Source organism: Hominifimenecus sp. rT4P-3, from assembly GCF_051055405.1.
GTDB lineage: Bacteria > Bacillota > Clostridia > Lachnospirales > Lachnospiraceae > Pseudolachnospira.
On sequence record NZ_CP167068.1, the window covers coordinates 1035999 to 1050122 of the forward strand.

The following is a 14124-nucleotide window of genomic DNA, read 5'->3' on the forward strand; positions in this document are numbered from 1 at the left end:
TCCTCCATCGAGCGGATAGAGGCCGCTCTGCTTGGAAGGTGCGATTTTTTTACCAAGCGTTTTTATTATAACATAAAGAGACGGCTGCTGCCAGAAACATTTTTGAAGGATTGTAGATTTGACAAGGAGGTAAGAATTCGGTATGCTAATAAAATCGGAGGATTTGTTACAAAATGGATACAATTAAGGGATAAGATAATTACAAACGGAAGCATGTTTGGAAAGGGAAAGAAATCTTATGCTGGAAATCTTGATTGTGGAAGATGAAAAGCCAATACGGGAGCTTTTGGCTATGAGTTTAACGAAGGCGGGCTATCATTGTACGGAAGCTGCGGACGGTCTGACAGCCGCTAATTTTTTAGAGAACCATACCTATGATCTGGCGCTTTTAGATATCATGGTGCCGAAAGTCAACGGTTATGAACTTTTAGAATATATTCGTCCATTGGGAATTCCAGTCATTTTTTTAACGGCGAAAAATACCGTGGACGACCGTGTAAAGGGACTTCTTGCGGGAGCGGAGGATTATATTGTCAAGCCCTTTGCCATGGCGGAGCTATTAGCTCGTATGGAGGTGGTGCTTCGCCGTTTTCATAAGGTAGATTCCCACCTTGGCTATGATGATTTTGAGATTGATTTGGACTCTAGGAAAGTAACAGGACCAGAAGGAGAGATAGCGCTGACTCCTAAAGAATTTGATCTGTTTGTATTGCTGGTTCGAAACCGCGGCGTCGCTCTATTCCGAAGCCGGATTTTTCAGATTATCTGGGAAACCGATTTGGACGGGGACAGCCGCACGTTAGATTTGCATATTCAGCGGATACGGAAGAAATTGAAGTTGGGAGAACGCTTAAAAACCGTATACCGGATTGGGTATCGTCTGGATTAGGCGATAGGAGGTTTCCTTGAAATTTCGTACGAAAATACTTTTGGTGAATCTGGTGTTAATTGCCGCCGCCTTTGCCATCAGCGGTACGCTTTTGCTTAATCAAAGTTATCAATCGCGGTTGAACCGAGAAGTGACCGGAGCCATGGATGAAAACCAGATGATTCAAGCGTCCGTGGAGGCGGAGGTAATCAACCGGATTTTGCGCGATGAATTTACCGGCAGCACGGGAGAATGGAGAGACGTAGGGCAAAATGTAAAAGCAACGCTTCAAGGCACCGGTGCGTGGTTCCAGATTTTGGATGAGAAGAAACAGATTTTGTATGAAGAAGAGGGACAGGGCCGGGCTTTGTCCCTATCGAGCGTGGATTGGCTGGCGCGTCTGATCGAAAACCTGGCGGAAGGGAAAAAACAGTATGTCGTCTATTCCCAGGGCGAGGCTCAGATTGTGGCGGCTTCCGGCATGATGGTTTTGGACGAACAGCGGTATTATGTCGTGAATCAAAAGGACATTACAGAGATTTTTGCCGAGAGAGATCAACAGGTAAACTACTACCGGGTGATGACTTTGTCGGCTCTTTCTGTATGCGGATTGCTGATCTATCTGATTTCGGGCTGGCTGATGCGGCCTATTGTGCGCCTCAGTGCAAAAGCCGAAAATATCGCGGAAGGAAATTATGGGAGCCGGGTTCGGGTTCGGACGGAGGACGAGATCGGACGCCTGGGCCGGGATTTTAACCGGATGGCGGAGACAGTGCAAGGACATGTCCGGGAGCTGGAAGAAGAAAATCAGCGGAAAGAGGATTTTGTCGCCAATTTTACCCATGAACTGAAAACGCCCTTGACTTCGGTGATTGGTTATGCGGAGATGCTTTCTGCCCAGGATCTCAGCGAGGAAGAGCGGGCAATCGCCGCAAATTATATCTTTAAGGAAGGCCTGCGCCTGGAAGCCATGTCGATGAAACTATTTGATCTGATTCTTTTAGATCGAGAAAACCTGGAATTAAAGGCGATTTATTTGCCGGATTTGATGGAGTCCATCCGGGAGAGCGTGGAGCCTTTGATCAACGGAGATGAAAAGCAGTTGACGGTTCGTCCGGTATCCGCTTACATTCGCGGAGACAGCACGCTTTTAAAAACGGTTTTTATCAATATGCTGGACAATGCGCGCAAGGCTTCTCCTAAGGGGGGAAGGATTTTGTTGGTGGGAACCGCTGGGAAAGAGGAGGTAACGCTTCAAGTAGTAGACTTTGGGATTGGAATTCCACCGGAAGAGGTAAGCCGTATTACGGAAGCGTTTTACATGGTAGACAAATCTCGTTCCCGCGACGCCGGCGGCGCGGGCTTAGGGTTGTCCCTGGCGGCAAAAATCTTGGAAAAGCATGGGGCAAAACTTTCTATTTCCAGTGAATTAAACAAGGGAACTGTGATGAGCGTGTGTTTCCAAAGGGAGGCGGACGCCGATGAGGAATAGGAGGCGGCTTGGAAATTTTGAAATATTTCAGGGAAAGGAGGGGGAAAATGAAGCCGGAACTGGAAGCGTGGGGACAAGAAAAAGAGGACGATAGGAATGTGGAATTAAAACAAGTATCTAGAAAAAGCAAGGGAAAAATGCTTTTGATCTACTTTTTGGTGGGAGCGCTTCTGATCAGCTGTCTCATTCTTCCAGAGTATGCGCTTCGCGTTTGGGGCGAAACGGATATGGAAATCGTTCAGGAGGCCGATCGGGCATATTATAGCAGGCAGATGGCCGCTTATACCGGAGAATTGGATATTTACCGGAAGCTTTTGATGATATGGGGAATCTGGAAGAGTGAAAAAACACCGGCGCAGCAGGATATCTTGGACGAGAGGGAGGCTTCCATAAAAGCGGCTCAGGAAAATAGAAGCAAAACCGGCGAGTGGGCGGAAAATTGGGAATTCTCCACTTACTTTTTTGAAGAAGTATTTCAGTTTCTCCTGACGCGGATCAATGAGCCTCTCATTGGTTTGGGCCAGTACTGGTATATGGATTCCGGGCTGACGGTAGAAATATATGAATATCAGGATGCTGTTTTAGGCAAATACCGCTTTTATGTGGGGGAGGCAGCCATTCGTGTGCTAGAAAGCGAGACAGGAAAAAGCGCGTTGCTTTCTATGGTTTATGATCTGGATACCAATACCATTTTGGCGGTTCGCATTGGAAATGAGATCAAAGAAGCATTCTGGAATGCTTCCGGACTGGAACTGATCGCGGAATATCTATATTCAAATTCGGAGCTCTATGCAGAAGGTTTTGAAAATATCTCAAAGGCTCTAAGGGTAAGAAATCAGCCGGTAGAGGGCGTTGGTTTTTGGGAACAGCAGGATGGTTTTGAGGTATATGAGCAGTATGAATATCCGTGGAATGGGAACTCTGGCAGGGAACAAATTGTTTTTGTTGTACAGGACAACTCGGAGGGGTTTGAGATGTTTTTGTATCCGGAAGCAGAAGAATAAAAAATTTGATATCCCCTTGCATTCCTCATTATGATGTGTTAAAATGAAATCAGAACACATGTACGGGTGGAGGATAATGCTAATACAAGAGAATTTATCACTGCAGCAAAAATTAGAGATCTTAGCGGACGCGGCGAAATATGACGTAGCCTGTACTTCCAGCGGCGTAGACCGCAAAGGGCGGAAAGATGCGATGGGAAGCGCCGTTTCCTGCGGCATTTGCCACAGTTTTGCGGCGGATGGCCGTTGTGTTTCCTTGCTGAAAATTCTCCTGACCAACGAGTGCATCTACGATTGCAAATATTGCGTGAATCGAATTTCCAACGATACGGTGCGGACTTCTTTTACTCCGGAGGAAATCTGTACTTTGACAATGGAGTTTTATCGTCGGAATTATATCGAAGGTTTGTTCCTTAGCTCTGGGATTTTACGCACGCCGGATTATACGATGGAGCAGATTTATCAGACGCTTTGGCAGCTCCGGGAGGTGCATCGGTTCTGGGGATATATTCATGTAAAAGCGATTCCGGGAGCGGATCCGGCATTGCTGGAACGGGTGGGACATCTGGCGGACCGGATGAGTATTAATCTGGAACTGCCCACCGGTGACGGCCTGCGAAAACTTGCGCCGGGAAAGACGAGAGAAAAGATTTTGACTCCGATGCGCCAGATTCAGCACGGTATCCATGACAACCGGCTCAAACTGGAAGATAAAAAGAGGGAGAAAAAGATCTATCTTCCGGGCAGCTCGGAAAAAAGCGGCGCTCCTGCCCTGGTTTCAAAAAAAGCGGGTCCTTTGGCGCCAAAGGGGATGCTGCGCTATGAAGAAAAGTCAAAATTTGTTCCAGCGGGACAGAGTACCCAGATGATTATCGGGGCCACGCCGGAAACGGACCACCAGATTCTTTCGGTGACGGAGGCTCTTTATCATCGGTTTGAGTTGAAACGGGTCTTTTTTTCCGCTTACACGGCGATCAACGAGGATTCTTCTTTGCCTGCACTTGGGACAAAGCCTCCGCTTTTGCGGGAACACCGTCTGTATCAGGCGGATTGGCTGCTTCGGTTTTACGGATTTGAAGCGGGAGAATTGTTAACAGAAGAAAAGCCGTTTTTTAATGAGGCGTTGGATCCGAAGTGCGACTGGGCGCTGCGCCATCTGGAATTGTTCCCGGTAGAGATCAACCGGGCGGACTATATGACGCTGTTGCGGGTACCGGGAATCGGAGTTAAGTCGGCCAGGCGGATTTTGCAGGCCAGGCGCAGCGCGAAGCTGGATTTTTCCTCTTTGAAAAAATTTGGCGTTGTTTTAAAGCGGGCGGCCTATTTTATTACCTGCGAAGGAAAGATGATGGGAAATACGCCGATCGAGGAAGATTTCTTAACGAGGGCACTGACGGCGGAGGATCGAATCAAGAATCAGCGGATCGCAGACGCCGACACATTCCGGCAGCTGTCTTTATTTGATGATTTCCATGTGGAGAACGCAGAGCCGAGACCAGACGACGTATGGAAAAGCCTGAGCGGCCAGCTTTAGGAGGCGCGATGGAACAAAGTTGGGAGAAAACGATTTTTGTCTGCGGGGACGATTTGGAGTCCATTTTGACAGCGGTTTATGAAGCATGGGCTTCCCGGAAAGGGCATTCCCATGTGAAATTAGAGATACAAAAAGAAGACACCATGGAGCTTTTTTCCACCTATGTACCGGTAGAGAAGGATTCGGAAAAGGCAGGAAAAGTGATGCGGTCCATCCGCCAGAAAATCGGAGAGGAAGCCTGGTCTATGGTATACCGGGCGGCGCTTTCTGAGCATGAGAGCCGGGCAGATGATATTTACCGGTTTCTGATCGGCGGTTTTTACTATGGTCCCAAGGCGTTGAAGATGTTGGCGGAGCCCGCGGTTTACCGATTAATGGAGCTAAACCGGGCGGTGGGGAATGAATCCCACTTCTTTAAAGAGTTTTTACGGTTTGACGAGCGGGAAGGGCATGTGCTATTTGGACGGTTCCGCCCGAAAAATAATGTGATTTCTTTGGTGATGCCCCATTTTGCAGACCGGCTGCCCAGGGAAAACTTCTTGATTTTGGATATGGGGCGTTCCCTGGCGGGCGTGCATCCTGCAGGAGGGGAATGGTATCTGGCAAGCCTTGCGCCGGAGGTGGCGGAGGAGTTGATGTCTGTCAAAGCGGACGGCTATCGGGACTTGTGGAAAACTTTTTATCAAGCCATTGCGATTAAAGAGCGTAAGAATGAGAAGCTGCAGCGCAATATGATGCCTCTGCGTTACCGGGAATATATGACGGAATTTTTAGAGGAAGGATAAATGAGAGCGGACGTAGTGAATTTGTTTTCCTGCATCCGCTTTTTGGTTTCATTTGCAAGACGACTTCTTTTATGATAAACTATTGATATATTATGAGTATCTGGAACGAAAGTTTATTGTAAAAGCGACGTATTTACAGCTTGGTTTTGGAATCTCGATGAATCGGCTTCACGGAAGGATGTGCTCAAAATGAAACGTGTATTTTTGATTGTTCTGGACAGCGTTGGCGTGGGAGCGATGCCAGATGCTTCTTGCTTTGGGGACGAAGGAAGCAATACGTTGGCCGCGGCTGCCAGGGGCGCTGGGTTTGCAATGCCGAATATGGCGCGGCTGGGACTTTTTTCCATTGACGGCGTGACGATTGGACCTCGAAACGGCCAGCCGGAAGGGAGCTTTGGGCGGTGCGCCGAGGCTTCCAAAGGAAAGGATACCACCACTGGTCATTGGGAAATTGCCGGCGTAGTCTCAAAGAAGCCGATGCCCACGTTTCCGGAAGGGTTTCCGGAAGCGTTGCTGAGAAAATTATCGGAGGCGACTGGAAGGGGAATTTTATGTAATCGTCCTTATTCCGGTACAACCGTGATACAAGACTATGGAAAGCAGCATATGGAGACGGGGGATTTGATTGTCTATACTTCCGCGGACAGCGTACTTCAGATTGCCGCTCATGAGTCTGTCATACCGGTGGAAACGTTGTATGAATATTGCCGGATGGCGAGAGAGATCTGCCAGGGGCCTTGGGCGGTTGGCCGTGTGATTGCAAGACCCTTTGAAGGGGAAGTTGGGCGTTTCACTCGGACGGCGAGACGGCATGACTTTTCCTTGGAACCGCCGGAGCCTACCATATTGGATGCTATTTTGGCCGCCAAAAAAGAGGTGCTGGCAGTCGGAAAGATTCGGGACATCTTTGCGGGAAAAGGAATAGGGGAATTTCAATTTACCAGCGGAAATGCCGAGGGAATCGAAAAAACATTGGCCTATATGGACCGGGATTTTGAGGGGTTGTGTTTTACCAACCTGGTGGACTTTGATATGCTTTATGGCCATCGGAACGATGTGGACGGCTATGCGGCGGCTTTGACATATTTTGACCAAAAGCTGCCGGAGATGCTGGCGAAACTAAGGGATGAGGATTTATTGATCATTACGGCCGATCATGGCTGCGACCCTTCGACGCCTTCCACCGATCATTCCAGGGAATATATTCCTGTCGTAGTGGCGGGGGCGTCAGTAAAAGCGGGGGTAAATCTGGGAACAAGGAGTACGTTTGCCGATATCGGGGCAACGGTTTTGGACTATCTGGATGTGCCAGGGAAGACGGCAGGCGTCAGTTTTTATTCGCAAATCCGGAAGAATTAGAAAGGAGACTGGAATATGGACAAAAGGGAAATTTTACGAAAGGTCGATCACACGCTTTTGAATCCGGCGGCAACCTGGGCGGAGATTCAGCAGCTTTGTGACGACGCGCTTACTTATGAGACAGCTTCCGTCTGCATTCCGCCTTCCTATGTAAAGCGAGTAAAAGCGTATGTCGGTAATCAGCTGCGGATTGGCACTGTCATCGGATTCCCCAACGGCTACAGCACGACTTCGGTAAAAGCTTTTGAGGCGGACGACGCTCTGAAAAAAGGCGCCGACGAGTTGGATATGGTGATCAATCTAGGACATATTAAGGGCGGAGAGGAATCGTGCGTCTACAATGAGATTCGCACATTAAAAATGCTCTGCGGCCAGAGAGTTTTGAAGGTGATTGTAGAGACTTGTATGCTGACGGAAGAAGAGAAAATTCGTCTTTGCCGTGTGGTCACGGAAGCCGGCGCGGATTTTATTAAGACTTCTACTGGATTTGGGACGGCAGGAGCTACCTTTGCCGATGTGGAACTGTTTGCCAAACATGTGGGGCCGGGAGTACGAATTAAAGCGGCGGGGGGAATTTCCTCTTTTGAGCAGGCGGAGGAATTCATCCGTTTGGGAGCTTCGCGTTTGGGAACCAGCCGTTTGGTGAAATTGATGAAGGAGAAGGCGGAATGAATCAGAGAGCGTTGGTGGAGGCGGCCTGGGCGATGCTTCCAAAAGCTTATGTACCTTACTCCCATTTTCATGTTGGTGCAGCTCTTTTGACCGCGGACGGAGAAGTATTTACTGGATGCAATGTAGAAAATGCCAGCTATGGCGCGGCGATTTGCGCGGAGCGAACCGCCTTGGTGAAGGCGGTCAGCGAAGGAAAACGAGATTTTCAAGCGATTGCTGTAGTGGGAGGACGAGACGGCGTTGTGACGGACTTTGCACCGCCTTGCGGGATTTGCCGTCAGGTATTGGCGGAATTTTGCGGGCCGGACTTTCTGATCCTTTTAGCCAAATCCCCGGAGGAGATTCGGGTTTTTCGGCTGGAAGAATTGCTGCCGGAGGCATTCGGCAGGGAGAAACTTTCCGAGTAAATGAGATTGTGATTGGATTCTGGAAGGATGCAATTTTCGGCGGGAAGAGAAGAAGAGGAGAGCGGACCGATGCGAATGATTGACCTGATTGAAAAGAAAAAAAGGGGAGAAACTCTTGATAAAGAAGAAATTCATTTTATGATACAAGGCTTTGTCAGCGGTGAGATTCCGGACTATCAGATGTCGGCGATGTTGATGGCCGTCTGTTTTCAAGGGATGACGCCGGAGGAAACTTCTGAGCTGACCTGGGCGATGGAATATTCGGGAGATGTGATCGATCTCTCTCCGGTAGCAGGCTGTAAAGTGGATAAGCACAGTACCGGAGGCGTGGGAGATAAGACCACGCTGATTTTGGCGCCCATCGTAGCGGCCTGCGGAGGCCGCGTGGCCAAGATGTCGGGCCGGGGATTAGGTCATACCGGCGGTACCATTGACAAGTTGGAGTCCATCCCAGGGTTTTGTACGTCTTTGGACCGAGAGACTTTTTTTCGCATTGTCAATGAAATTGGTCTTTGCGTGATTGGACAGACCGGCAATTTAGTTCCAGCGGATAAGAAACTCTATGCGCTGCGGGATGTCACGGCCACTGTGGACTGCATCCCTTTGATTGCGTCCTCCATTATGAGTAAAAAGCTGGCTGCTGGAAGCGATGCGATTTTGCTGGACGTGAAAACAGGAAGCGGCGCTTTTATGAAAATGCCGAAAGAGGCGGCGGCGTTGGCGGAGGCCATGGTGGCCATCGGAACCGCGGCGGGACGCCGGGTGGCAGCCATGATTACTGAGATGGACATTCCGCTGGGCCGCATGGTGGGCAATGCGCTGGAGGTGAAGGAAGCCATATCTGTATTAAAGGGTGAGGGACCGGAAGATTTGGTGAGCGTTTGCCATCGTTTGGCAGGGGAGATGCTGCTGCTTTCGGGGAAAGCAGAGCCGGAAAGCGTGGAGGAGCAGGTGACGGAAGCGATTGACAGCGGCCGCGCTTTGGAGCGCTTTAAAGCAATGGTAAAAGCCCAAGGAGGAAATTCGGAAGCGATCGATCATCCAGAACTCCTTCCCAAAGCGTCGTTTACCCATATAGTGAAAGCGAAGGCAGACGGCTATGTCCGTCATATGGATACGGAAGGCATTGGCATTGCTTCTATGCTGCTGGGAGCGGGGAGAAGCCGAAAAGAGGATTCTCTCGACTATGGAGCCGGCGTAGAACTTTGTAAAAAGACCGGAGATATTGTGCATGCCGGCGAACCATTGGCGATCCTTTATGCCAGCCAAGAGCGTTTATTTGAGGAATCGGAAGCCCGTCTTTTGGCATCTTATGAGATTGGCGATGAGAAGCCGTTGCTGCGACAGAAAATTTTGGCAAGAACGGATGCGGACGGCACGAAATTTTTTATTTGATCGGATTCGGTTGTCAAAAGGTCTCTAATATGGAAATGATGTCTTTTTCCAAAAACAGGAGGGGAAATCGATTGTAGAAATCCAATTTATGTGATATACTAAATTCGATGAATTTCCTGGGGTGTTCGCGCATTCCTGTATTTTTGAACCTACATGTTGACCTACGGGATTCCTATATTGCCGCATGGATGCCAGGCCTCCTTGCAGTGGAAGGCAGAAGTGTCGGCTGCGGTTACCCACCTAGCTTTGCTAGGCGTCAAAAAACAGGAAAACGGCATTCTGGGAATGGAAGAAAATCAGCAAAAGAGCTGAGTGATAAAAATAGAGACAGCGGAAACTTTTGATTCCGCTGTCTCTATTTTTTTTATTCTATAGGAAATTTCTCTGGAATTTCCTATAGAATAAAAAACGCTCCGCTAAGGATGCACACGAGCGCGAAAGGAAGATGCCGCCGGTGGCGGCCGCGCTCGGCGCGAGAATTTCGCAGAGCGAAATTCTTTATAGGATTCAGGTGTCAAAAGATTTCTGTGGGAAACGTATCGGAATATTTTGTAGGGTTTCGGAGCAAGTACTTCTAGGATTCCGGAAATTTGTAAAATGCATTCACAAAAATAAGAAACTCGCTGCGCTCAAACAGTCTTATTTTTGTTCATAATACAAATTTTCGGAATCTGAGAAGTACTAACGCTCCTGCAAATACAAAATATTCCGATACGTTTCCCACAGAAATCTTTTGACACCTGAACCTTGTTCTTACAGGGAGTATCTTTCTAAAAGATAGCTTTGAAATAATTCGGCGGAGGGGGAAAGCGGATGTTTCAGGCTTTTTCCCAGATAAATGATGCGAGGCGGAACGTCCTCTTCAATCTCCAGAAAGTGAACGTTCAAAGGCGGGAGAGGGATTCGCGGCAAAATCGAAATACCGAAGCCTGCGGCCACCATGCCGGCGACAGAGGCGCCTTGTTCGCATTGGTACTGAATTTGAACGTCCACCTGGTGCTTTCCCAGGATTTCCAAAATGCGCGCTTGCAGTCCTCCTTTTTGGGAAAGCATGATAAAGGGCATATTGTGAAGCTCTTTTAGGGAAATCGACTGTCGTTTGGAGAGCGGGTGTTCCTCAGGAACAACGACGCACATTTTTTGAGAAAAAACAGGGATATATAAAGCTTCGCTTTTTTTAAGACGGGCGGAGCAGAAAATCAGGTCGTAGCTTCCATCGAGAAGTCCTTCGTGAATCGTCTGTTCGGTTCCCTGGTGAAAGGTAAACTGTATCTTTTGATAGGCCGGAATCCCTAGAAACTCTTTGAGAAGGGTCGGAATGAAGTAGACGCCCAGACTGCCGAAAAAAGCAAGATCAATCTGTCCGCAGAAAGGATCGCTCTGCGCTCTTAGAAATTTTTCTGTCTGTTCCAGTTGGGTAAAGGCTTGATCTGTACGCTCGGCCAAAAGCTTTCCATATTTGGTAAGAGAGATATTTCTTCCTTTCTTTTCAAAGAGAGGGAGACCTAACTCTTCCTCCAACGCTGTCATCGCGTTGCTAAGGCTTGGCTGGGAGATAAAGAGCCGGTTGGCAGCCCTTGTTACATGCTCTTCTTCCGCTAATACGCGAAAATACTGAAGATAACGTAAATTCATAAAGATTTCCATCCAATCTATTTGCTGTAGCTATGAATTTCCCATTCAAAATCAATTAGTTATTCCTATTTTATCATATTATAATCAAAACACAAGGAAAGAAATAGGAATAAAGTGCGGAAGGAGGAGCGAATGCAAGGAAAGAAACAATAAAAAGCGGGAACTAAAATATCACAAAATAACGAAGGAGGGGATACTTTTGAAGCAAGGAAAAGGAACTGTAAAAACATTCGTGATGACGATTGTTGGTCTGTTATTTATCTTTGGATTTCGGTTTTTGCCGGCGCCGTCCGGGCTGACAGCATTGGACATGCAGATCGGCGGAATTTTTATCGGAACGATATTGTTATGGCTATTTGTCTCTACCTCATGGCCTAGTATGCTGGTGATTGCAGCCCTGATTATGTCGCCGCTCTATACAACAGCTCAGGGACTGGCGGGTTCCATGGGGAGTTGGGTTACCTCATTTGTACTGTTTAGTTCTATGTGTACCTATGCCTTGACGAAGACTGGTTTTTTGCGCCGGTGTGCCGTCTGGTTTATTACCCGGCCGATCACAAAGAAAAATCCATGGCTGTTTTTGGCCTTGTTCTTTTTAGGGCCGTTGGTAATGGGATCTTTTATGTCTCCACTGCCAACCTTTATTGTATTTGCGGCTATTGCAGAACAAATCTTTCTGGAATTGGGATATGAGAAAGGGGATCGCTTTCCTCAGATGGTAATTCTAAGCATTTTGGGAATTGCGTCTCTGTCCACGGCTACAACGCCCATTGCCCATTCGGTTCCCATTCTGGGCTTTTCCCTTTATGAAAAGGATATGGGAACAGGAATCGGTTTCCTTTCTTATACGATCTTTGGTGTCGTGATTTCCGTGGTCATTTATTTTATCTTCCTTTTGGTCATGAAATATCTATTCCGTCCAGATTTAAGCCGAATTCAGAATATTGATACAGACTTCCTGACCAAAGATAAAAAGCCGATGGGGAAGGATGAGAAGTGGTCTTTGCTGATTTTTGGTCTGGTTATCTTACTTTGGATGCTTCCAGGTATTGTAAAGTCCATCGCTCCGGAAAATAGTTTTGCGGTCTACTGGAATGCACTGGGAGCAGCGGTGCCGCCTTTGTTAGGTGCAGTAGCACTTTGCCTGATTAAAGTAGAGGGGAAACCTCTGATGACCATGGGAGAATCCGTAAAGGCGGCTCCTTGGGTAGCGGTCATGATGGTAGCGGGAACTATGCTTTTGGGCAGCGCGCTGACCAATGAGAACGTAGGGCTGACAACCTGGCTGGTGTCTGCGTTGGAGCCGATTGTAGGTGGATTGCCTCCGATGCTGTTCGTGTTCTTGGTGGCGATGTTTGTTGTGATCATGACAAACTTTGCGTCCAATACAGTGACGGTAACATTGACCTATAGTTTTATGCTGCCCTTGGTATATTCCGGTGTGGTTGCTGGAGTAAATCCAGCGGCATTAACCTCGATTATCGGCGCGGGAGCATCCATGGCATTGGCGACTCCGCCGGCGACCGGACATGCCGCGGTTGCCGTAGGCGGCGGTTGGCTGAAAAATGATATTATGTTCCGCTATGGCATGTTGATCGCTGTGTTGGAAGGTTTGGTTTTGGCATTCATCGGATATCCGATTGCCTCATTGATCATGTAAAGGAGAAAAATAGAAATATGAGTATGTGGGAAGATTGCCCAGTCTATGGTTCTTATGATGTTGTCGTAGCGGGCGGTGGGACCGCTGGTTTTGCAGCCGGAGTATCGGCTGCCAGAAATGGGCTGAAAACTTTAATCATTGAAGAACAGGCATTCTTAGGCGGAACTTCAACCGGGGGAGGCGTAGGCGTCTTCTTTGGCTTTGCCAAAGGAGAGACCAACGAGAATTTATGCGGAATTGTCAAGGATATGATGGATCGCATGATGGAGAAAAAGGGTACAAGAGGAATTCAGACGATTTATTGTCTGGGTCTCAAAGATATGGACGTGCCCGCCGCCGAGTACAACGATGATGTTTTAAAAGTGGTCATGGATGAGCTGGTGGAAGAATCCGGAGCGCAGGTTTTGTTTCACACCAGATTTATCGGACTGGAAAAAGAAGAGGATGAGATTCGTTCGGTGATCATTCACAGCTCGAGAGGGATTCAGAAGGTCTATGCAAAGGTCTTTATCGACGCATCTTTCCACGCCTTTTTGGCTGCGGAAGCCGGTGTGCCTTGGGAAGTGGGAGATGAGAATGGTGTGATTCAGCCAGGGACGTTGATGTATAAGACAGCGGGAGTGGATTTTTCGCAGTATGCAAAGTTCCCTGTGGAAGAACGGCAAAAGCTGGCCCGGAAAGGGTTGGAGTCCGGCGATCTGCCAGTAAATTTCTTGTTAGCCAGACAGCTGCAAAACGGCGCGGTGTATCACAACCAAAGCCGTGTGCCGGTGAATCCTTTGGAACCGGAAAACTGGAGTGAAGCGGAGCGCGCGGCGAGAGCGCAAGTGGTAAAAATCAGCAATTGGTGGGTAAAAAATGTTCCAGGATTTGAGCATGCTTACCTATCCAGTACGTCCAGTTCCATGGGATTGCGGGATTCCAGGCGGGTAAAGGGAAGCTTTATTCTGACCGGAGACGCATTGATGGAAGGAAAAGAATATGAAGACGCCATCGCGGCTTCGTCTTATCCAATGGATATCCATCATCACGACGGACGAAAAGATAATACCTTGATTCGGCCGAAGAGCGGCGTGTATTGGATTCCTTACCGGTGCCTGACCACACGGGAAGTGGCCAATCTGCTGGTGGTAGGCCGGTGTATTTCTGCGGATGCGGCGGCCCATGCTTCTTCCCGCGTTACCATTACGTGTATGCGGACAGGAGAAGCGGCCGGCTACGCAGCGGCGGAAAGCTTGAAAAGCGGCGTAGCGGTTCGGGATGTAGACGGTCGCTTGATTCGGTCAAAGATGATGCTGTAGGAAGGAGGAAGG

Annotated in this window: 12 protein-coding genes and 1 other RNA gene; 12 read left to right on the plus strand and 1 reads right to left on the minus strand. The window is 48.4% G+C overall.

Features of this window, described 5'->3' with window-relative positions; genetic code table 11:
- Positions 1-238 precede the first annotated feature (238 nt).
- The 10 genes from ACCC71_RS04900 to ssrS all read left to right on the plus strand — a co-directional run bounded on the left by ACCC71_RS04900 (position 239) and on the right by ssrS (position 9806).
- Positions 239-889 carry a response regulator transcription factor gene (locus tag ACCC71_RS04900; protein WP_434311305.1) on the plus strand — a complete coding sequence of 217 codons (651 nt, stop codon included), beginning with the start codon at positions 239-241 and terminating at the stop codon, positions 887-889.
- Positions 890-905: 16 nt separating this feature from the next.
- Positions 906-2360: a sensor histidine kinase gene (locus tag ACCC71_RS04905; RefSeq protein ID WP_434311306.1), complete on the plus strand. Its 1455-nt coding sequence runs from the start codon at positions 906-908 to the stop codon at positions 2358-2360.
- A gap of 47 nt (positions 2361-2407) precedes the next feature.
- Positions 2408-3364: a hypothetical protein gene (locus ACCC71_RS04910; protein WP_434311307.1), complete on the plus strand. Its 957-nt coding sequence runs from the start codon at positions 2408-2410 to the stop codon at positions 3362-3364.
- 76 nt (positions 3365-3440) lie between these two features.
- Positions 3441-4898, plus strand: coding sequence for a putative DNA modification/repair radical SAM protein (locus tag ACCC71_RS04915; protein ID WP_434311308.1), 1458 nt, complete (start codon positions 3441-3443; stop codon positions 4896-4898).
- An 8-nt stretch (positions 4899-4906) separates the two neighbouring features.
- The gene (locus tag ACCC71_RS04920) at positions 4907-5683 is read left to right on the plus strand and encodes a TIGR03915 family putative DNA repair protein (RefSeq protein WP_434311309.1); all 777 of its coding nucleotides are present in this window, start codon (positions 4907-4909) and stop codon (positions 5681-5683) included.
- A gap of 189 nt (positions 5684-5872) precedes the next feature.
- On the plus strand, positions 5873-7042 hold the full coding sequence (locus ACCC71_RS04925) for a phosphopentomutase (protein WP_434311310.1): 1170 nt from the start codon (positions 5873-5875) through the stop codon (positions 7040-7042).
- 15 nt (positions 7043-7057) lie between these two features.
- The gene (deoC, locus tag ACCC71_RS04930) at positions 7058-7714 is read left to right on the plus strand and encodes a deoxyribose-phosphate aldolase (protein WP_434311311.1); all 657 of its coding nucleotides are present in this window, start codon (positions 7058-7060) and stop codon (positions 7712-7714) included.
- Complete coding sequence (locus ACCC71_RS04935) at positions 7711-8121, plus strand: cytidine deaminase (protein ID WP_434311312.1); 411 nt, start codon at positions 7711-7713, stop codon at positions 8119-8121. Before deoC ends, ACCC71_RS04935 begins: the two co-directional genes overlap by 4 nt.
- A gap of 69 nt (positions 8122-8190) precedes the next feature.
- Positions 8191-9516 (plus strand): pyrimidine-nucleoside phosphorylase, encoded by a 1326-nt coding sequence (locus ACCC71_RS04940; protein ID WP_434311313.1) that lies wholly within the window; start codon positions 8191-8193, stop codon positions 9514-9516.
- 110 nt (positions 9517-9626) lie between these two features.
- A non-coding RNA gene (gene ssrS / locus ACCC71_RS04945) (6S RNA) lies at positions 9627-9806 on the plus strand.
- Between the two features lie 463 nt (positions 9807-10269).
- On the opposite strand, the gene ACCC71_RS04950 is transcribed toward ssrS, so the two are convergent.
- Positions 10270-11151 carry a LysR family transcriptional regulator gene (locus tag ACCC71_RS04950; RefSeq protein WP_434311314.1) on the minus strand — a complete coding sequence of 294 codons (882 nt, stop codon included), beginning with the start codon at positions 11149-11151 and terminating at the stop codon, positions 10270-10272.
- A gap of 199 nt (positions 11152-11350) precedes the next feature.
- Between ACCC71_RS04950 and ACCC71_RS04955 the strand changes: the two genes are divergently transcribed.
- Positions 11351-12811 carry an SLC13 family permease gene (locus tag ACCC71_RS04955; protein ID WP_434311315.1) on the plus strand — a complete coding sequence of 487 codons (1461 nt, stop codon included), beginning with the start codon at positions 11351-11353 and terminating at the stop codon, positions 12809-12811.
- A gap of 17 nt (positions 12812-12828) precedes the next feature.
- Positions 12829-14112 carry an FAD-dependent oxidoreductase gene (locus tag ACCC71_RS04960; protein ID WP_434311316.1) on the plus strand — a complete coding sequence of 428 codons (1284 nt, stop codon included), beginning with the start codon at positions 12829-12831 and terminating at the stop codon, positions 14110-14112.
- The last annotated feature ends 12 nt before the right edge of the window (positions 14113-14124 follow it).

What these genes read in the sequence shown, in the direction of transcription:
- ACCC71_RS04950 (WP_434311314.1), bottom strand. Translation starts at nt 11,151, where the DNA reads ATGAATTTACGTTATCTTCAGTATTTTCGCGTATTAGCGGAAGAAGAG.
- ACCC71_RS04910 (WP_434311307.1), top strand. Translation starts at nt 2,408, where the DNA reads ATGAAGCCGGAACTGGAAGCGTGGGGACAAGAAAAAGAGGACGATAGG.
- ACCC71_RS04925 (WP_434311310.1), top strand. Translation starts at nt 5,873, where the DNA reads ATGAAACGTGTATTTTTGATTGTTCTGGACAGCGTTGGCGTGGGAGCG.
- ACCC71_RS04935 (WP_434311312.1), top strand. Translation starts at nt 7,711, where the DNA reads ATGAATCAGAGAGCGTTGGTGGAGGCGGCCTGGGCGATGCTTCCAAAA.
- ACCC71_RS04960 (WP_434311316.1), top strand. Translation starts at nt 12,829, where the DNA reads ATGAGTATGTGGGAAGATTGCCCAGTCTATGGTTCTTATGATGTTGTC.
- ACCC71_RS04900 (WP_434311305.1), top strand. Translation starts at nt 239, where the DNA reads ATGCTGGAAATCTTGATTGTGGAAGATGAAAAGCCAATACGGGAGCTT.
- ACCC71_RS04920 (WP_434311309.1), top strand. Translation starts at nt 4,907, where the DNA reads ATGGAACAAAGTTGGGAGAAAACGATTTTTGTCTGCGGGGACGATTTG.
- ACCC71_RS04940 (WP_434311313.1), top strand. Translation starts at nt 8,191, where the DNA reads ATGCGAATGATTGACCTGATTGAAAAGAAAAAAAGGGGAGAAACTCTT.
- deoC (WP_434311311.1), top strand. Translation starts at nt 7,058, where the DNA reads ATGGACAAAAGGGAAATTTTACGAAAGGTCGATCACACGCTTTTGAAT.
- ACCC71_RS04915 (WP_434311308.1), top strand. Translation starts at nt 3,441, where the DNA reads ATGCTAATACAAGAGAATTTATCACTGCAGCAAAAATTAGAGATCTTA.